A 19,030-nucleotide genomic window follows, 5' to 3' on the forward strand; every position below is an offset into this window, starting at 1 on the left:
GTAATCGATGTCTACTCACAAAGAACGAAATAAAAAAGGAATATTTCATTTTGTAAGCTACATGATCGTGGGCGTGTTCCTGCTCTTGGTAGTTTCCGCAGCATCCATCACCTTTGGTGCTGCGGAGATGAGCTTGAAGCTGGCGTGGGGGGCTGTATTTCAATTTGATCCCAATATTACGGAACACCAAATCATTCATACTTTGCGTTTTCCACGCACTGTGGCAGACATCATTGTAGGGTGTAGCTTGGCTGTGTGCGGGGCTATTATGCAGGGAACCACTCGCAATCCATTGGCCGACTCGGGACTCATCGGTATAAGCTCAGGCTCGACATTTGCTATTGCGCTATGTATGGCCTTTTTACCAGGTCGCACCTACGGAGAGACCATGCTGTATTCTTGTTTAGGTGCAGCCATCACGACAGGAATTACGTACTACATCGCATCTATAGGCAAGCGGGGAATGACGCCTCAGCGCTTAGTGCTAGCAGGAATGTCCATTTCCATGCTCTTTGGTGCGTTTAGCACTTTTCTTGCTATTAAGTATGAGATTGGTCAAGCACTTGATTATTGGTCTGCTGGTGGTACTGCTAGTGCCAAGTGGAGTGAACTGGCTTTCATTTCACCACTATTTGTAGTGGGCTTGGTCTGTGCTATCGCCCTTTCTCCCTCCATTACGATCTTGAGCTTTGGAGAGGAGGTGGCGTCAGGCTTGGGAATTCGTGCGAATAGAATTAAGCTATTTTCAACCCTAATCGTATTAATTCTAACGGGGCTATCGGTTATTGTTGTCGGTCCTGTTGGCTTTGTAGGTTTGATCGTGCCACATATTATGCGATATCTGGTCGGTACAGATTATCGATATATTATTCCCGCCTCAGCGCTGTATGGCGCAGTCTTTCTACTGGCAGCAGATTTGCTGGGTCGAATGATTAATCGCCCTCACGAAACGCCGCTGGGCATTATTTTTGCTTTGGTCGGAGTACCCTATTTTCTCTACCTTGTGCGCAAGCAAAGGAGGGAGTTTAGTTGAAACTGTCCCGCAATAGCAGGGGGATAAGCATTATTTTACTGTTAACCATGTTGACACTACTGGTTGCTATACTTAGCATGAATGTCGGGAAAATGAATCTGTCCCCACTCGAAGTTTTCAAGGTCATCATCGGCGAAGGAACGAATAAGCAGAACCTGATCGTATTTGAATTTCGACTGCCACGTATTGTGCTTTCCGTATTAGTGGGTATTGGCATGGGGATATCGGGTTGTATTATGCAAAGCCTGCTCAAAAACGACATGGCCAGTCCGGGGACACTAGGCATCAGTTCGGGCTCAGGGTTATTTGTGCTTTTGTATATTACGCTGTTCGCTAGTGAGGGATTACTATCGCCTATTATTCTTCCAGGGCTGGCTTTTGCAGGCGGACTAACGGCAGCTTTCTTGATTTTTATGTTTGCTTTCAGGCGGGGAAGAGACATTTCGCCTACAGGCCTAATTTTAACGGGTGTTGCTATGGGGAGTGGATACAGCGCATTGTCGCTGATACTGACGCTCCGATTAGACAAGCAACAGTATGATTTTGCTCTGCGTTGGCAGGCTGGAGACCTGTGGGGGGACGACTGGAGCTATATAATGGTGTTGCTCCCCTGGGTGCTGATTATCTGCCTTTACGTTTTTTACAGGTCTAACACACTCAATACGCTGAATTTGGGAAATCAGACAGCATCGGGGCTCGGCGTAGCCATTAAAAGGGAATTTATCGGCTTGACGATCGCAGCAGTGGCTCTGGCTTCTGGTAGCGTGGCACTTGGTGGGAATTTCTTTTTTGTGGGGATGGTTAGTCCCCATCTGGCTCGCAGGCTGGTAGGTCCCAATCATAAGCTACTATTACCTACCACTGCATTGGTTGGTGCACTGGTCATATTAATTGCTGACACACTTACACGGACAATCAGTTTTGGTGCTGATATTCCAACCGGAATCATAATTACTATCCTGGTTACCCCTTATTTCCTCTATTTGTTGTCAAAGGCCAATTAAATGTAGATCAATGAAAGACGCTAACCCATGTCCATGGAAAATATGGCTGGGTTAGCGTCTTGTAATTAAACCTAATCTTTGGCATAATTTAAACCCAAGCGATAAGCTTGGTCCAGCAGTATTTCATAATGATCGGAATTTGAACCCAGTGTCTCATCTAAGAATTCAACCTTGGAATTGGAAACACCGCAATAATCTGCAATACCCACATTCAGCAAATGAGTAATCATTTCATCATAGTTGCGCTTTTTCAGCTGTTCTTTCGAAACGCCGGCCAAGCCAATCCATAAGATATGCTGATGATGAAGGTTATTCGAACCGTACGCAAACCCATTGTTCCATACACGATCAATATAACCCTTCAGCATAGCTGGCAAATGCCACCACCAAAGTGGAAAAATAAATGCCAACGCGTCATGCTCCTTCATCCGCTTTATTTCCATTTCTACTTCAGGGGAAAAGGACTGCTTCGCAACGGACCAATCCGGTTCATCTACTCCTTTTAAAACAGGATCAAAACCAATCCCATGCAAATCCAATATCTCATAATCGTGGCCTGCATCGGCAAGACCTTGTACGAAACGACCAGCAACCTTAAAGGTTAAAGAATCTTTTCTCGGATGTGAAACAACGCTTAATACTTTCATATTTATTCACTACCTTTCTTAATAGGCTAACTTCTAGGCATGCTCAATGCTTGCTGCTATTATAAACAGTAGGAAAATAATCTGGAAGTACGCACTTTTACGTTCTATAGGATGATACAGGTGCCATAGGAACATGGAAGTGCCCTAGGTAGATTACCTAAACTGACCTGGGTCACGAATTGAAGTGATGGGTTGTTCTGAGCAAACGTAGCCTTCTAAAGGAGGATTAAGGAATGAATGAACCGACCAAAAATAGGGTTCAAAAGAAGTATCAAGTTGGAGTGGAAGCAGCTTTAGAGGTAATGGGAGGAAAATGGAAGCCTTTAATTATCTACCATCTGATGACAGGACGAAAACGATCGTCTGAGTTTCGTAGGTTAATGCCGGGTATTACTCAAAAAATGCTGACCACTCAGCTCAGAAGTCTGGAAAAGGATGGGATTGTTACACGAAAGGTTTTTAATGAAATTCCACCTAAAGTAGAGTATGAGTTAACGCACTACGGCTGGGGATTAAAACCCGCGCTAGATCATTTATGCTATTGGGGAGAGGATCACCTGGATAAGATCCATGGAGACAAATTCAAGGTTTTAGAAGAATTCCAAGGCTGCGACTGATATTAAGCCCTCACAAAGCATTCAATCAGATAGCTTGTGAGGGCTTAACTGTCCGTAAGACAATATAAAAGGCTAACTGTCGGTCATTCCGTTGTCATAACTTAATTGCCATTCAATTCCGAACCTATCCTTGAGGCTGCCGTAACATTTGCTCCAGAATGTTTCTTGAAGTTCCATGTTTACGGTCCCGCCTTCTTTTAACTTATGAAAGTACGATCGAATTTTCTCTTCGTCCTTATTGACGATGGCGAGGCTGATGTTGTTTCCCGCAACAAAAGGCATACCAGGAAAAACGTCTGAAAACATCACATTACTACCATCAATTTGAAGCCGCGTATGCATGACCAAATTTTTGGCTTCTTCTGGTAGAGGATAATCGGGGTTGGGCGGTGCTTCACCGAACGTCATGATCTTTGGTTTCTCAGTCCCAAATGCCTCTGCGTAAAATTCTGCTGCCTCGCGACAGTTTCCATTAAAGTTAAGATAAACATCAACTGACATGTGTTTCACTCCTTTAAGGATCATTATTTTCCCATACTATACGATCTCATTTCATTATTTACCTGCAAACAAACAAAAATACAATAAGATCCATTTTACAAAAGTATTTGCGGCTTAACATGTTCAATTTTTAAAACAAATGGGCATTATGATTAAAGTAATGGTATGATAGCTTAGTTAAATCTGAACGACTAGTCATGGAGTGATTATATGGGTGGAAAAAGTAAGGGTGGCGGAACCGGCAGAGGTACGGGAAGTAAAGGCTGGACACGCTGGAACAAAACGGCGAAGCCTGTAAGGAGAAAAAGCGCTGCTACCGGTGCACCAGGAAATACAGCGGCAGGAGCTGCAAAAGGCGGCGCTGCCAAACCAATTGGTAACAGAGGCGGCAGAAGTAAGTAGGCCGAGCATGTATAGGGTTGTTTTTAAAAGGCTAACATCTGATTACGTACGCATAATCAGATGTTTTTTTAGTGGATTAAAGACGTACCGCCTGTATTGATCCATATTTCTCATACTACAACGTAAAATAGGTGAATCATGCGAATTAACAAGTACATTAGTGAGACAGGATTCTGCTCACGTCGGGAAACGAACAGGCTGATTGCAGCAGGGCGAATTACAATTAATGGCAGCGTATGTGAAGCGGGCGCGGAAGTAGAGCCACTGGATATCGTGTTGATTGATGGGAAGCCTATTCCGATTAATCATAGTGAACCCGTATATTTGGCATTAAATAAGCCTATCGGCATTGTATGTACGGCAGCGGAGCAAGTGGAGGGCAATATTATTCGTTATGTCAATTATCCTTCACGTATTTTTGCCATTGGCAGGCTGGATAAGGCGTCAGAAGGGCTCATTTTATTAACGAACGATGGAAGCATTGTCAATCAAATGATGCGTTCCGAGCATGGTCATGAGAAGGAATATGTGGTGACTGTAGACAAACCTGTTACAGATGAATTTACACAGACCATGTCTCGTGGCGTTGAAATATTGAACGTCATTACCAAACCGTGCAAGGTTGATCGTATAAGCGAATACGAGTTCCGTATTATTTTGACACAGGGTCTAAACCTGCAAATTCGTAGAATGTGCAAGGCTTTGGGCTACAGGGTGCTCAAGTTGGAGCGTGTTCGAATTATGAATATTACATTGGATCATCTGGAGCGTGGACAATGGAGACATCTTGAGAAGGAGGAACTGGAGCTACTTCTCGCTAAATTGCAATAATGAGTACAACAAAAGTTTATTTGAAGGCAATATGTTCATACGGCCAACGCAACTTAGTGATACTTTTTACGTAATTTCAACGAGCCGCCTAACTTACCCACCAGCCATAGCACAATAGGAAACACAATACCGAAAATCATGGCGTAAAAAGGCCATACTGAAAAAAACTTGTTTATAAATTGCATGTTTGGCCAAATAGAATGAACCATTGCTATTGCGATTAGGATCAAAGGAACTAAGAGAGCGTTAGCGTTTCGAAGGCGAAAAGCATCTGCAAGCCCTTGTGCTGAAACATATAAAAGCAGTGCGAGTCGGAAAAAAATAGTGACAAACCAGAACACTGCAACGAAAATTTCAAACCGTTGAAGAAACTCTCCGCTACTGATTGTTCGGTTAATAAAAAAAGTAGGAAATGTCAAATTAGATACAACACCTTCACTCATCACGGCGATTATTTGTAGAACCATGAGAAAATACATGCCGCCGCTAATCAGAGCAGATGTTATCACTGTCTTTCTCCACTTTTTTGGATCAGGGATGTACTGTGCAAAAAAAAGATACAGAAATGCCTCAAGATAGGGAAAGGCAAACAAATTGAACGAAGCGAGAACGATAGGGTTCAAACCATACTCAAAAATAGGGAGCACATTATCTATTTTGCTCTCAGGAAGAAGGGTAATCCTGACTAAAAGATACAGAACAAGAAGGAAAAAAAACAGGATTTCCGCACAACGGCCAATTACAGCTGGGCCTGATCGAACGGCGAAATAAATGACTATAAGCATGATGAAATATATGGCGTCGGGGGGAGTTTCAGGCATAATAGCTATCGTGATAAAGTCGCCTAGATTTCGAAGCGTCATGATGAACACAAGAAAGGGAAAGAAAAAAATGAAAACGATACTGATCGTTGCGCCCAAGGGACCGAAGAGGCAACGGAGATACTCTACGAAAGATTTCCCCTGTATTTGCCTAGCGATGGAGGTATATAAAGGTATCAATAACAGATAAAACCCTAAGGAGATTGGGATGGAGAGCCAGGCATCTTGTTTAGCGGCAGCGGTAATTGCCGCTGGGAGTACCAGATATGCGCTTCCTATTTGATATAATGCAAACCACATAATAGCTTGCCGAACGGTCAAGTTGGAATTCACCTTAATACCTCCTTAAGATAACATTTCTGTAAGTAAACGGCTTATCGGTTGAAATAGGATTTGAATGCCTGTTAGTGGAGTCGGCAGTTTAATGCTGACGATCCGTAGGATAATCAATATAACGCCTATAATCAACAATATTGAGCTGAATACAATTTCACGTACATATTGTTTCTCTTTAAATTTTTTAAACTCATACAACGATGTTAAAATGGAAGTTACGAGAATCACATAAAGCATATGCATTCACTCCTGATTGTGTATTCCCATATCAATTGGACTAGTGATGTCTCCGAACCGAACTAAACGATAATTGAGCTGAATATCCACTTTAAGTGTTTGGAATTTTTGTGGCCAATCCTCTTTCCATCTATGCCATTCACGCGGGAATTTGCGGTGAAAAGCTTCTCCAAACCCGAATATATCGGAACCGATTTGTTGTGCGTGCGAAATGCCTTTCTTCAAAGACTGTTGCAGATGCTCTTTAGCTGATTCTTGAAGATCTCTAAATGTCTCTTCATTCTTAGGGTTGGCATTGCACGAGATTGTTCCGATATTGGATTCTGTATCCACAATAAGAGAAATACGCGGCTCATGGTCTATTATTTCTGGATGTATTTTTACTTTGGAACGGATTACTTCAACAACAAATTTTCCTTTGGAATTCGGACAATCGATGGAAGCTACGGTACTGGAAACACGGTTGGATATATAGGTAAATGCTTTACTTTGTGAATCATCCATCCAATCGATAAGTCGATCGCCCTTGAAAACACCAATTCCAGTGAAAAAATATTTAACATGTTGAGGCGACTTTGTCACATTATCAATAGTCAGACCTTTTTCTACGTTTGTCAGTCGAATACCGGTGAGAACTGGTTCAATGCCATCCTCCGTAAATTTCTGCAAAAGATCTTTTACATTGACCGCGGAAGTTGGAGCCCATGCTTTTTCAGAAATCTTTAATGCTTTATACATATCCATTGCAGGCAAAACCTCGGTTGGAGCTACAAAAGTAACGGCCTCCTTTGCCGAGTTTTCTCTGACAACGGCCAAATAGAAATCAGGCCGAACTTCATGATCACGGAATAGAAAGTCCAGCGGCTCCTTGATTCCTTTTTTTGCGGTTTTCTCATCAAAAATGACAAACTTTAAGTGAGACATATACATTTTGCGGGACGATTCCGTTGTTAATTTTCGAATAGCTTCAAATATGGTATCGGCGCGTTTGGAAAAAACGATCGTTGGCGTCCGTTCCGTGGGGGAATTCTGAGACATTTTCGATGGGTCAACCACCTGTAAACTGACTTCATATTGGTCATCAACAGCATCAATGCCCAGAGCCATCACGACGGAAATTGCGCTCAATTCCTTACTATTCCAACAACCCGTAAGAAACACCATTAGCCAGATGCACATAAACAGTAATAAAATGGTGGATCGATACGAATTCATGATGGTCTACTCCTTTAGTTTTTGCGATGTTTTTTTGTCCTATATGGAAAACGCAATATTGCGTCCCTCTGCTCCGACGATTTGTAATTGGCAAAGGGGCTCAAATACGGTACACCGAATGAATGAAGCCCATTCAGATGTACAAAGAGCATAAGAATACCAACAGTCAACCCGTACACACCAAACATAGCGGCTATGCCTATGAAGGCGAAACGTAATATCCGGATTGGAATGGCAAAGGTGTACGAGGGAATGACAAAGCTGGAAATGGCCGTTATTGCAACAACAATGACCATAACAGCCGAAACGATGTTTGCTTCTACAGCTGCCTGGCCGATCACGATTGACCCGACAATAGAAACGGCTTGACCAACCGTCCGTGGCATACGAAGACCTGCCTCCCTCAGAATTTCAAAAACCACTTCCATGATCATCGCCTCAACAAATGCGGGAAACGGTACTCCTTCACGTTGCGCGGATAAGCTTAATAATAAAACGGTTGGAATCATATCCTGATGGAATGTCGTTAATGCGACATAAATGGCCGGAGCCAACATACAGATTGCCAGGCAGATGTACCTTAATATTCGAATGATACTACTGTAAACAAAGGATTGATAATAATCTTCTGCGGATTGAAGGAAATCTGCAAACACCGCAGGTGCAAGGATGGCGAAGGGAGATCCATCCACAAATATCGCTATTTTCCCCTCCATAATTCCTGCTGCAATGGAGTCTGGGCGATCTGAATTGTAAAAGAGCGGAAATATCGTGAGTTGTTTATCATGGAGACATTCTTCCAAATATTCGCTTTCAAGCACGCCTTCTACATGCATGTTCTTTAACTTGGATATCATGTCCTGCACCTTTTTGGGGTCAGCGACCCCATGTAAATACATGACGGATATATCGGTCTTAGTTTTTTCGCCAACTTTCATGGTAGTTAGACGTACTCTTGTATCCTTCACCCTTCGGCGAACCATAGTCGTATTCGTACGTAAAGTTTCTGTAAACGCTTCTTGCGGACCTCTGACCACTGGCTGCGTCTTCGAGTCCGAAATGCTGCGTTCTTCCCATCCAGGCAAAGAAATGACCAATCCTTCATCCGTATCGTCCAGTAGGAGGAGAAGACCACCTGAGAGAATCTGATCCAAGGCATCTTCAAAGTTTTGAGTGAAGCTTGCTTCACCAATGTCCAAAATTGCGTTTTTCAATAACGGTAAAGTGATCTCGTCAGAGGAGACACGATCATGCAACGGACGGATCACATTGTCCTGTACCTTTTGCATGTCAGTCATGCCGTCCAAATAAAAAAGAGCGGCGTGTTTATGACCAGCTGTGATTTCACGAACAACAAAATCCGAACTATTACCCATGAAGTCACAAATGAGCTCGATATTCCGGCATAATTGTCTTGAAAATTTGGTATGTAACTTCATTGTTACCCTCCTCAGATTCGTAGTATTAACAATAATCCGAAATAATACCACAATAATCCATGATTGTGTTCATTGTCGTTAAGATTAATAACATCTTTAACGGTGGAGGATACAATAACTGCAATAATACTATGTAAAGAGCTTAATTTATCCAAATTTCAATTCATCCAATTATTCAAACAGGCTACAGATGACTATCCTTTTTTGGAATAGTTTACTTGTGTAGTATAATATTTTTGATGGATATTCTTTACTGTCAATTCATTTAAACATCCAGATAGAGAGGGATTTGATCATGCTATTCATTACAAAAAAATTGATCGACAAGCTAGCAGAACCTTATAGAGAATCTGACATGCTCATCTGCTATTCAACTCCACAGAGCTTTTCGGCTTATACAAGTCGAGCCATATTACTCTTAAATAATGATCGGATTATTATCCTTTTCCTCAATCTATTTTCCACAAAAGTAGTACAAAAAGTTGAATATGAAATAGCTGATTTACAAGAACAAAAATATCATTCTGGACACCTGTCTTCTGCAGTATGGTCATTTAAAATCAAAGGCCAGCACAGTAGGTTCAGGATAATCAAAAAAATTCTTACGCTTGGCTCTATGCAAAGAGATTTTCTGAATTTCTTGCAACAAAATATCTTAAACTAACGACCGAGTAGATCGGTAATTCCTGTCTGCCTAAGGCAGGGGCACTGAAAGTACTTAATGAGGATAAGTGATGAAGGTAATATTCGGTGTTTTTTTGTTATATATCATTGAGGGGAGGAATTCTACATGAATGAACTACTTATAAAAAGCGATGGAATAGAAATCTGTAGTGAGAGTTTCGGCGAGCGAGTTCATCCAGCAATATTACTGATTATGGGCGCTCAATCCTCACTGATCTGGTGGGAGGAAGAATTCTGCCAGCGTTTAGCTGATACAGGTCGTTTTGTCGTTCGTTATGATAACCGAGATGTCGGATGTTCTACAACTTATGAACCGGGTCAACCTTACTATACTTTCGAAGACATGGCAGATGATGCGATTCGAGTTTTGGATGCTTATAAGATTGAACAAGCGCATATCGTAGGGATGTCTATGGGCGGAATGCTGACTCAGATGATAGCTCTACGACATCCAGACAGAGTATTAACGGTGACTCTTTTAGCCACGTCCAATTTTGCTCCCGATCTTCCACCGATGGAGAAAAAGGTTATGGACTACTTCTCGAATATGGAAGCAATAGATTGGACGAACGAACAATCGGTGGTTGATTTTGTGGTGGGTAGATCAAGAATTCTAGTAGGTTCAAAGCATTCCTTCGATGAGAATAAGGTGTATCAACTGGCAAAAGAAGAATGGAAAAGAAGCAATAATATGGCTAGTATGAATAATCACGCAATGCTGTCAGGTGGAGAATCCTATTTGGCCAGGACAGGGGAAATAAACGTTCCTACACTGGTTATACACGGTACTGAAGATCCGATTATCCCTTATGAACATGGAATACATCTTGCTAACGAAATTCCGGGTGCGTTTTTACTGGCATTGGAAGGTGCCGGACATGAGATTCACTATGACGACTGGGATTTAATTATCGATTCAATTTCAAAACACACTTTGATGCCGAATTAGTTTAATCAGCCGAACAATTAGATTAGATAAATTAGAGTAGAAAATGCAACTTTTCAAAGTTGTGATTAGAAATGTAGAGCTCTATCCTACGGGATAGGGCTTTTTTTGGTTTTTTTCTATTTAATAAAAAGTCTGTGCTTAATTGATTATTAGTTTTTTAATGATTCTTAGTGAAATATTCGCTAAAAAATCATTAGTGACATTACAATGGGATATTCTATTTTCAGGGAACAAAATGCATCTACGATTCTGAAATTTACACAAAATTTTATTTAAAGGGAGAAGAAGATGAATATATGAGTATCTTGGAGGATTTATACTATGGAAAATGGTACCCAAGCCAACGGACCAAGCCTAAAAACCCTGAGCTTGAGCTAGTCCATCAGAAAATATCCGCTTCTATGAAAGCATTAAAAGCAAGATTGTCGGAACAAGATTACGAATTAATTGAAGAACTATCCGATTTAAATGATGTACTGATTTCTATATTATCTGCCTCAGATTATATTTCAGGGTACAAAGCAGGGGCTTTGACGATAATTGAAATAATTGATGGGATAAACTATCGAAACTAGGAGATCGAGCTTTCAATGTATTGGCTTATTTTTATAAGGTGAATCATATAACTTAAGTAAGATGTACTTTAGGAGTGGACAGTATAAGAGAAGCATTTATAAATATAAGTCAGAGGTCATAGGGATTCAGTCTTCCTGTTCTTATAACAATTAGTAATAAAGATAATTTCCCATAATTTTCAGAATATCTCGTTTGTGGAACGATTTTGGAAGGGGATAACAAAGGAGCAATTCTATTATAGATTCCAAACATCTCAGAAGAATATGGATGACTTTGTTACACTAACAGATTCTATTGCTAGAGAACTACGGCAGCATGCAAATAAGTTTAGATTAGCAGATATGGTGGAGGATTGAAACCTAGACCCAGGTTGCTTGCCACCTCCACCGAATACTTGCGCAGTTCCTGTTGCGGATACACGAAATGCGCTCCAGAAATCGGCGGATAGCTTAGCAGAGCTTGGTCAGGATTTTGTAGCAGCCAATTCAGAACGATATGAAAAAAAATTTGATTCTTTCTGGAGCTTCATGGATTACATGACGTACGGTATACCCAAAGGAATGTATCAAGGGTACATGGAACGAGCAGCTAAACAAAATGATTCATGGAATGATATGCTCAATTTCGGTACATTTGGTGTAACGGGCATGATTCAGGGAGCATTTAATCCCACAAATGCATGGTCAAAAGAACATATGGCAAATTTGATTGGTACAGCTGGTTTGATGATAGGTTCTACGACAACTAAAGCGCTGATTAAGCCCAAGAATATTTTGGAGGGATCTGTTAAGTATGAAGGTGCTAAAAGTACAAATATTTTAAAAGAAAGCGAACAGCACCCTGCTTTTGTAAGAGGGCTCAATACAGATATTGATGATATATTCAGAAAGAATCCTGATGATCCTTTAAAAGGAAGTTATTGGACCTGGAAGAGAGTCACATCCACAAGAATGGAATAAAATTATTGATGAGTTACATTCAGAGGGAGTAGAAGTAATATATAAAGGTAACACAATGGCATATTCTCCTAGCAAGGGAGGGCCTGGCCAACTAATAATAGATGAAGATGCTTCTATAGGAGCGTTAATTCATGAGTATACTCATTACCTAGACGATTCAAAACAAGGATTCCCCGGAATGAGTTACCATTTTCAAACAATAAATCGTGTGAAGATGGAGTTAAATGCATATATGAGAGAAATAAAAATTGCCGAAGATATGGGACGTAATGATATTGCAAATATGTTATTTGAAAATTATATTCAAGAAAGAAGATTACTAACCGAACATTTAAAATAAAATAATTCAGGTGGAATAAAATGAATATAGTAAAAAAATAGAAGAAGGAAAATGTTCAATAGATGAGTTGGAAAATTTGTTGGAAGAGAAAAACCCCATAGTTTTATATCATGCAATGACACATATCGGAAAAGAGAGCATTCATACAGAGGAAATAATAAAAAAATTAAGTGGATTATCTCTGAAAAGGGAACCTCAAGATAAGCTGCTAGGCCATTACAAGGTGGGAGACTTAGCAATAGCTACTATGATAAAACTTGGGGAAAAAGAAAGTGAAATATCCGGATTTAAAATTTTAGATGATTTTGAAATAAAGATGGTTTTCCGTTTATTTGAAGAAGTTGAATGGTAAGGCCTCCTGTTCGTCTGAATGAATGCACTTAATTCAAAACTTATTTCACCTCGAACCATGAGGAGGAATAAGTTTTTTTCATATCTAATGGAGGTGAACCAAAGGAATAGGATACTTATTCAAGCTGTAGAGCGTTTGTATTCAATTCACTTTGAAAGTTTAGTCAAGTCCAAAATTCGCCAAAAATGTCGCTCTAGGAGAAACTACTTAGCTGCTGAGTGTGTAGAGTAAAAGCTAACCAATAATGGGTAACGGATACGGATATTACGCAATATCGAGTGGGCGAACGCTGGTGGTATCTTTCTGCGATAAGGACTTACCAAAGCTTTTGCAAGGAAAAAGACGTGACCGGGCTGATCATTCATAACGACTAGGAATTTCAGATACAAAATAACAATCGTTTATTTAATGTATGAAATTTCCAAGTGGTATTATTGTCACCATGTTGACGATAATACAAAATGCTGTTATTGTAATTATAGTCAGTAGGGTGACAATAAAAAGAAAAGGATATATTTATGGAATATTCTAAAGCGCTTAGAGAGTTATATATAATGCAACAAACTTACGCTACTTTTTTTTCCGTTACTAATAAGTTGCAAATACAAGGTGACAACTATTTTGAGAAATTAACATCACGACAGTACATGATCATGCTGGCAATAGCTCATTTGCCAGAGGATGAAACAACACTTGTTAATATTGCAAGAAAGTTAGAAACAAGCAAACAAAGCGCACAAAAGCTTATAGTCAATTTAGAGAATAAAGGATACCTAATTACGACGCCAAGCAAACGGGACAAACGTGCAATTAACGTGGAAATCACGGAATTAGGGAAAAGAGTCATGCTGGAATGTGGTGAGAAAGCAATATGCCTAATGGCAGATATTTTTAATGAATTCACAACTGAAGAATTAGAAGTGTTATGGAGTTTATTGAAAAGAATATATGGTGCTCACAACGAAGAGTACGTTGGTTTTGAGGAAGATGTAAATTATAAATTTGAAGACTTGGAAGGGTTTCAAGAAGCACAAATTCGAGCTTTAGATAGCTTTATTTTACGGAGAAAACATTTTTAAATAATGGGAAACATTTTTCCATCAAAATTCTTTGCTACTTTTGGAGGTCGCGAGATGAAATTACAAGTACAACCGAGAATTGCAATAATTGATGAAAAAATCGATTTTTGTGTCACCGGGTTACCACCAGAGGACAAAATGAAAATAACTGCATCCATGCATTTTCCTTGGGCAGTTAGTGAAAAGTATCAATCATTTGCTTGGTTTACTGCGGATTCAAACGGTAGTGTTGATTTATCAAAACACAAACCTGATTCTGGAACTTATGATTATATAGATAGTATGGGCCTTATTGCTTCTTTACAGAAGATTAATAGTGAGGGAGGAAATATCGCTCATAATATTTCAATAGATGGTAGTCTATTTATTGACATTGTATGTGAAAATGGACAAGATCGGGAATGCATAAGACTAGAGCGTATGTTTAAGTTACCCGAAGTGAAAAGACATCAGATTACTGATGAATTCGTGGGAGAGTTGTTTTACACTGAAAACTCAAATTATAAAACGATTGTAGTATTGGGTGGGTCTGATGGTGAACGAAGTGGTCTTTCGCTTTTGTCAGGACCATTGGCATCTAGAGGTTTTAATGTTTTAACCGTTGGATATTTCAATGAAAAGGGATTGCCTAAAAAGCTTGAGGAAATTCCTCTTGAATATTTTGAAAAGGTGTTCTCTTGGCTTAAAAGGAATCCATTAACATGTACTAATGAAATATATGTACATGGTACATCTAAAGGTGGAGAATTGGCGTTACTTTTGGCATCACGCTATAATTTCATTGCTAAAGTTGTGGCTTCTGCACCTCATGCATATTGTTTTCAAGCGTTGGATGGTTTGATGAGTGGTAAAAATGTTTCATCATGGTCATATGAAGGGAGATCATTACCATTTATACCAGTTGATAATGACATTTTTTATGAGCATCATCGTCATTGCATAGAAAAGAATATCCCTTTTGGGTTTATTACTACATATAAAAAAAGTGTGGAAAGGGCAAGAAATAAAGAGGAGGCTCGAATAAAAATAGAGAATGCAAATGCAAATTTATTGCTGATTTCAGGTCAGCAAGATAATATTTGGAATACTCACGATGCATGTGTAGAAATAATGAGTATTTTGAAAAAAAACAATTATAAATACAAATACAATCTCTTAGACTATAAGGATTTAGGTCACTCATTACCAATACCGTTTATTATACCTTTAAGCGAAACGTTGAACTTAAAAATGGGTGGAGGCGTTTTTACTTGTGGTGGTACTTTAAAAGGAAATTCTTTTGGTCAATCAGATTCTTGGCAGAAAACAATAGAATTTTTTATGAATTAGGGCGTGTCTTCAAACTCAGGCAAGCCAAACAATAATGGTTGCCAAGGCAAAAAAAGACTTGAATGTACACGCCAATTTACATAGTGAGTCGCCAGACGACGATAAATTCTTTACTTTATTAAAGGGCATTCCACCAAATAACGTTTTTTGTTAACGATCTTATCATATTTTAGGATGACTCGGCGATTTTTTCTTCGGGAATCACTGGAATAGCCTGTTGTTCCTTCAAAAACATGCGAATGGCATGGATATCTTACGCGCGGTCGTAAAACACTTGGGATGAACATTCCGGGATTATTATCGTATTAGGCTCCATGTTTTTTTCGACAAACACTAATGATGGAAGGAGATAAAGGAGTGAACGGTGTTTTATCCCAGTTCGAATATTGATTTTCGAAAAAAAAGCCGCGGCTCGTTAATAAACGCTGAAGCGTGTCATTATCAGTAAAGCGACATGCAATTCGAGAAGTTGTTTTCTCCGATCCCCAATCACGGAACGTGACCCAGTGCATGATCTGGTTACTTGAATCATACGACTGTGTCCCAGTTACCTTGACTTTAATTCCATCTTTATCGATAAAATTTCCCCAGATGCTTTCCTCTTGGTTAGATAAATCGTTTCCCAAGGGGTTTCGTGTTTCAAAAATAAACATCCCATTTGACTCTAGGTGCTTATAGACGGTTTCGAGTAAGGCTCGTTGATCCTCATCGCTCAAAAATGCTTGGAATGCATTTCCTGTCAAATAAATCATGGAAAAACGCTTCTCGGAATCAAATGTACGAGCATCAGCTTCAATAAAATCCACAGGCAAACCTTGAGCTTTAACCCGCGCTATTCAAGCATGGATGAAGAAATATCAACACCTGTTATATGTATACCCGATTTTGATAAATGAATGGTTGTCAATCCTGTACCACATGCAAGTTCCAGAACTTCGCCTGGGTTCAATCTAGCAATATCAAGATAGAAATTGTATTTATTAGTCTCACCGCCAAATTCAAGATCATAATTAATCGGGTCTCGATACTCTTCAAGATTATCGTGATCTATCAATACGAATCATCCCTTCACTACAATACCGATTTCTTTAAATCATCCTTCATCATACCATACATTTCTGGGTATTGATATAAATGGAAACCGTGTTGAAGTTTTATGAAAACGGACTGACGCACCAAGACATTTAAAATAAAAAAGCCGCTAATTTAGCGGATCGGATGAGGCAATCGTTTCGTCTTTTCATTTGAAAAGTTTACCATAACCTTGACTGAAATCATAGTTTTATAGTTTGAAGACACACACTAGTATAAGAGCTGCAAGATTCGCTCCCGATTTAACATCAATAGAATGGATGACGCTACTGAGGGATGCCATAACCCGATTAAAAAGCGCTGATTTGCGTATACGTGATGTTAAGGGAGAACTTTATATTAAAGAACGATAAAGGGGCAGCGTTTAAAATGGAAAAAATAATGGATGTTAGTTTAACTTTTGAGTCAAAAGATGAAGGTACAATTATAGTAGGAACAAACAAAGGATTAGACCATTTAACCTACCCAGAAATAAAAAAATCATAGATGATAAAATTCTTATTAAAAATGCAGATCAAATTGAGACGGTATTAAGCGTTAGCTCTGTTCAAATTTCAACCTCAATGGCTGAAAGGAAAAATATTGGAATATGCATTGGCAAGTTAGCATCTCCTGATCTTGTTCAAGTTGGGGCAAGTATTTACAGTATAGAAGAATAATTAATATATTGTAGACAAAATGAGATTTGTTGCTGTCAAATAAAATGCTTTAAAAAGGTGGTTCCCCCAAAAGGGGAAACCATCTGAATTTTTTTATGCGAGAAATTTTAGTATTCATTCCTCTTTGTTATAGGAAATTCTTCATTTCATTAAATGCTAACTCCCTGTGACCTACTTGGCAATGTTGCTCACCACCCGTCTCTTTAGTAAATACTTTGGTTGTAATGGACGCAGCATTGATTAATTCTTGTTGGATTTGTGCGAGTCGGCTAATAGGTACGTATTGATCATCTTCTCCAGCTAATAAAAGAACATTTTGATTAATGAACGCCCCAATGCCTTGCATCGTGTGCTTTTCAAAATTTTTAATGAGATCAAAAGGCGTTGCTTCACCGGTGTTTTCCATCCCTTTGGTAATCTTCCAATGCAAATCAATATTGTGAGTCATCATCTGTTCGAATAATGAATTCACTTGATCTACTTCATTACAATCGACTAACTGCACTATGCTCTGGTAAGTTTCTTCTGGCATTCCCATTTTTAAGGCATCTAAACCACAAAAGAAAATGTTAAAAGCAACTACTTTATCGATTCTCTTTTCGAAGGCTGCTGCACGCATAGCTAAATAACTGTACTTGCCAATAATCGCTTCAATAATTTGTAAGTTTTAATAGCTGACAGTATCCCTATGCAACGCTTAGCCATGTTTTAATTTGGTCTAATGTTGCCCCGCTTTTGGCTTGGTTGTAAATATAATCAATCATGTCATGCTTTTTCTGGATACGGTAGTGATGTAACCCATCGTTTAAACTTCCTTGGCTGTCATACTGGCAATACAACGCAGAAAACATGAGCAGGGTCAAGTAACGGTCAATCGCCTGAGTAGATCGAACCTGGTAACGATCCATGGCCAGTTGTACTTTCGCAGTTCGAAAATACGTTTCAATGTCCCAACGTTTGCTGTAATAGCATAGAATCTCTTCATTGCTCAGTGAAATATCCGTGCTCAGAAAGGCCTTCATCTGCTTAGGTTCAAAGCCATCTCCCTCTTTCCAACATAGGAGCAGGGCGGCATTTTCCAAGAGATTGAGCTTCCCTTCATAGCGATATACTCGGTAAGCGGAGGAGCCGATCGTCACCAGAACGGTATCCGATTTCGAGATATAGGAAGCAAAGTTTTTGAGCGATTGCCGGATGCCTTGAGGGTAGAAGATACGGTTCGTTTTCAAACCACTAATCACATGAAAGCCACGTTCCGCGCTCGTTTGGAGTACTGAAGCAGACGGATACCAGGAGTCCATTAGAACGTAAGTTCGGCACGTCGACATCGGAACAGACCGAATCATTTCACAAGCCAAATCGATTTTGCTTTTTGCTTCCCGATCGTAACGTTCTGAGGCAAAGGGGAAAACCCGGTCACCCGAGCGAAGCAAGGCTTGGACAACAACATGCCCGTAGACGGACTGACCTTTGAGATGAGAATGTTGAAACGAAGCCCCTTGAATCCTATGCGTAGCCTGTGACGAAGGCTTGGTTTTTTCACATACGGTATCGTCAAGGATGACAAAAAGGGGGCCATGACCTCGTTGAGCGATTTCCCTCATCTGCTGGAAAGCGACATGTTGAATAATACGTTTCAGGTAAGACGCGTTTCAGTTTCCGTGAGTTAAGAAATGACTCAAGGTTCTGCGGTCTCGATCCTGTAAACTTTCTCGGTAAATATCCGTTAAGGTACCTGAAAATCCAGTCGAAAGCATACCGTCTACGAAGTGCTTGATGTGATGAAGCACCAGTTTTGAGAAATACAGCGGAAGTTTCCATTGTTCCGACCGATTGTTCCAATGATTTTGTTGTGATAAAGTATACGCATGAGACATATCTTGTTCTCCTCTGCGTGGAGTGGTTGGTGGTACTTCTATTTTACGCAG

22 protein-coding genes and 2 pseudogenes are annotated in these 19,030 nt (G+C 39.8%); 13 read left to right on the plus strand and 11 right to left on the minus strand.

Features of this window, described 5'->3' with window-relative positions:
• The first annotated feature begins 7 nt into the window (after positions 1-7).
• The gene (locus PPM_RS11625) at positions 8-1,033 is read left to right on the plus strand and encodes a FecCD family ABC transporter permease (protein ID WP_013371052.1); all 1,026 of its coding nucleotides are present in this window, start codon (positions 8-10) and stop codon (positions 1,031-1,033) included.
• On the plus strand, positions 1,030-2,037 hold the full coding sequence (locus PPM_RS11630; protein ID WP_013371053.1) for a FecCD family ABC transporter permease: 1,008 nt from the start codon (positions 1,030-1,032) through the stop codon (positions 2,035-2,037). The genes PPM_RS11625 and PPM_RS11630 overlap by 4 nt, the downstream gene beginning before the upstream one ends.
• Before the next feature lie 71 nt (positions 2,038-2,108).
• Here the strand turns inward: PPM_RS11630 and PPM_RS11635 are convergent, their stop codons facing one another.
• A complete protein-coding gene (locus PPM_RS11635) occupies positions 2,109-2,684 on the minus strand; it encodes an NAD(P)H oxidoreductase (RefSeq protein WP_014599731.1) in 576 nt (191 codons plus the stop codon).
• 233 nt (positions 2,685-2,917) lie between these two features.
• On the opposite strand from PPM_RS11635, the gene PPM_RS11640 reads away from it, so the two are divergent.
• The gene (locus PPM_RS11640; RefSeq protein ID WP_013371054.1) at positions 2,918-3,301 is read left to right on the plus strand and encodes a winged helix-turn-helix transcriptional regulator; all 384 of its coding nucleotides are present in this window, start codon (positions 2,918-2,920) and stop codon (positions 3,299-3,301) included.
• Between the two features lie 72 nt (positions 3,302-3,373).
• On the opposite strand, the gene PPM_RS11645 is transcribed toward PPM_RS11640, so the two are convergent.
• On the minus strand, positions 3,374-3,802 hold the full coding sequence (locus PPM_RS11645; RefSeq protein ID WP_013371055.1) for a VOC family protein: 429 nt from the start codon (positions 3,800-3,802) through the stop codon (positions 3,374-3,376).
• A gap of 210 nt (positions 3,803-4,012) precedes the next feature.
• Between PPM_RS11645 and PPM_RS11650 the strand changes: the two genes are divergently transcribed.
• The gene (locus PPM_RS11650) at positions 4,013-4,204 is read left to right on the plus strand and encodes a DUF3934 family protein (protein ID WP_014599732.1); all 192 of its coding nucleotides are present in this window, start codon (positions 4,013-4,015) and stop codon (positions 4,202-4,204) included.
• 138 nt (positions 4,205-4,342) lie between these two features.
• Positions 4,343-5,035 (plus strand): pseudouridine synthase, encoded by a 693-nt coding sequence (locus PPM_RS11655; RefSeq protein ID WP_013371058.1) that lies wholly within the window; start codon positions 4,343-4,345, stop codon positions 5,033-5,035.
• 53 nt (positions 5,036-5,088) lie between these two features.
• Here PPM_RS11655 and PPM_RS11660 read toward each other — a convergent pair whose 3' ends face one another.
• From PPM_RS11660 to PPM_RS11675, 4 genes are read right to left on the minus strand one after another with little or no spacing between them, the layout of a single operon-like run.
• Positions 5,089-6,189: a GerAB/ArcD/ProY family transporter gene (locus PPM_RS11660; protein WP_014599733.1), complete on the minus strand. Its 1,101-nt coding sequence runs from the start codon at positions 6,187-6,189 to the stop codon at positions 5,089-5,091.
• A 12-nt stretch (positions 6,190-6,201) separates the two neighbouring features.
• On the minus strand, positions 6,202-6,429 hold the full coding sequence (locus PPM_RS11665) for a hypothetical protein (RefSeq protein WP_013371060.1): 228 nt from the start codon (positions 6,427-6,429) through the stop codon (positions 6,202-6,204).
• 6 nt (positions 6,430-6,435) lie between these two features.
• Positions 6,436-7,644 (minus strand): Ger(x)C family spore germination protein, encoded by a 1,209-nt coding sequence (locus PPM_RS11670; RefSeq protein ID WP_013371061.1) that lies wholly within the window; start codon positions 7,642-7,644, stop codon positions 6,436-6,438.
• 14 nt (positions 7,645-7,658) lie between these two features.
• On the minus strand, positions 7,659-9,083 hold the full coding sequence (locus PPM_RS11675) for a spore germination protein (RefSeq protein ID WP_013371062.1): 1,425 nt from the start codon (positions 9,081-9,083) through the stop codon (positions 7,659-7,661).
• A 295-nt stretch (positions 9,084-9,378) separates the two neighbouring features.
• Between PPM_RS11675 and PPM_RS11680 the strand changes: the two genes are divergently transcribed.
• The 8 genes and pseudogenes from PPM_RS11680 to PPM_RS11715 all read left to right on the plus strand — a co-directional run bounded on the left by PPM_RS11680 (position 9,379) and on the right by PPM_RS11715 (position 15,351).
• Positions 9,379-9,747 (plus strand): hypothetical protein, encoded by a 369-nt coding sequence (locus PPM_RS11680; RefSeq protein ID WP_013371064.1) that lies wholly within the window; start codon positions 9,379-9,381, stop codon positions 9,745-9,747.
• A gap of 126 nt (positions 9,748-9,873) precedes the next feature.
• The gene (locus PPM_RS11685; protein WP_013371065.1) at positions 9,874-10,716 is read left to right on the plus strand and encodes an alpha/beta fold hydrolase; all 843 of its coding nucleotides are present in this window, start codon (positions 9,874-9,876) and stop codon (positions 10,714-10,716) included.
• Between the two features lie 296 nt (positions 10,717-11,012).
• The gene (locus PPM_RS11690) at positions 11,013-11,291 is read left to right on the plus strand and encodes a DUF6809 family protein (RefSeq protein ID WP_013371066.1); all 279 of its coding nucleotides are present in this window, start codon (positions 11,013-11,015) and stop codon (positions 11,289-11,291) included.
• 207 nt (positions 11,292-11,498) lie between these two features.
• Positions 11,499-12,095: pseudogene (locus PPM_RS30495) on the plus strand (WXG100 family type VII secretion target); the annotation flags it as partial.
• A 211-nt stretch (positions 12,096-12,306) separates the two neighbouring features.
• Positions 12,307-12,591, plus strand: coding sequence for a hypothetical protein (locus tag PPM_RS28000; RefSeq protein ID WP_014599736.1), 285 nt, complete (start codon positions 12,307-12,309; stop codon positions 12,589-12,591).
• A gap of 76 nt (positions 12,592-12,667) precedes the next feature.
• Positions 12,668-12,943: a hypothetical protein gene (locus PPM_RS11705; protein ID WP_013371070.1), complete on the plus strand. Its 276-nt coding sequence runs from the start codon at positions 12,668-12,670 to the stop codon at positions 12,941-12,943.
• 518 nt (positions 12,944-13,461) lie between these two features.
• Positions 13,462-14,022 (plus strand): MarR family winged helix-turn-helix transcriptional regulator, encoded by a 561-nt coding sequence (locus tag PPM_RS11710; RefSeq protein ID WP_013371071.1) that lies wholly within the window; start codon positions 13,462-13,464, stop codon positions 14,020-14,022.
• A 54-nt stretch (positions 14,023-14,076) separates the two neighbouring features.
• Positions 14,077-15,351 carry an acyl-CoA thioesterase/bile acid-CoA:amino acid N-acyltransferase family protein gene (locus tag PPM_RS11715; protein WP_013371072.1) on the plus strand — a complete coding sequence of 425 codons (1,275 nt, stop codon included), beginning with the start codon at positions 14,077-14,079 and terminating at the stop codon, positions 15,349-15,351.
• 305 nt (positions 15,352-15,656) lie between these two features.
• On the opposite strand, the gene PPM_RS11720 is transcribed toward PPM_RS11715, so the two are convergent.
• From PPM_RS11720 to PPM_RS11745, 5 genes and pseudogenes are all read right to left on the minus strand, one after another.
• Positions 15,657-16,157 (minus strand): type 12 methyltransferase, encoded by a 501-nt coding sequence (locus PPM_RS11720; protein WP_013371073.1) that lies wholly within the window; start codon positions 16,155-16,157, stop codon positions 15,657-15,659.
• Between the two features lie 26 nt (positions 16,158-16,183).
• Positions 16,184-16,405, minus strand: coding sequence for a class I SAM-dependent methyltransferase (locus PPM_RS30010; protein ID WP_013371074.1), 222 nt, complete (start codon positions 16,403-16,405; stop codon positions 16,184-16,186).
• 824 nt (positions 16,406-17,229) lie between these two features.
• A pseudogene (locus PPM_RS11735) lies at positions 17,230-17,730 on the minus strand (alpha/beta hydrolase); the annotation flags it as partial.
• Positions 17,731-17,788: 58 nt separating this feature from the next.
• Positions 17,789-18,706, minus strand: coding sequence for a transposase (locus PPM_RS11740; protein ID WP_013371077.1), 918 nt, complete (start codon positions 18,704-18,706; stop codon positions 17,789-17,791).
• 48 nt (positions 18,707-18,754) lie between these two features.
• Positions 18,755-18,979, minus strand: coding sequence for a hypothetical protein (locus tag PPM_RS11745; RefSeq protein ID WP_013371078.1), 225 nt, complete (start codon positions 18,977-18,979; stop codon positions 18,755-18,757).
• Between the last annotated feature and the right edge of the window lie 51 nt (positions 18,980-19,030).

Source organism: Paenibacillus polymyxa M1 (assembly GCF_000237325.1).
Lineage (GTDB): Bacteria > Bacillota > Bacilli > Paenibacillales > Paenibacillaceae > Paenibacillus > Paenibacillus polymyxa_C.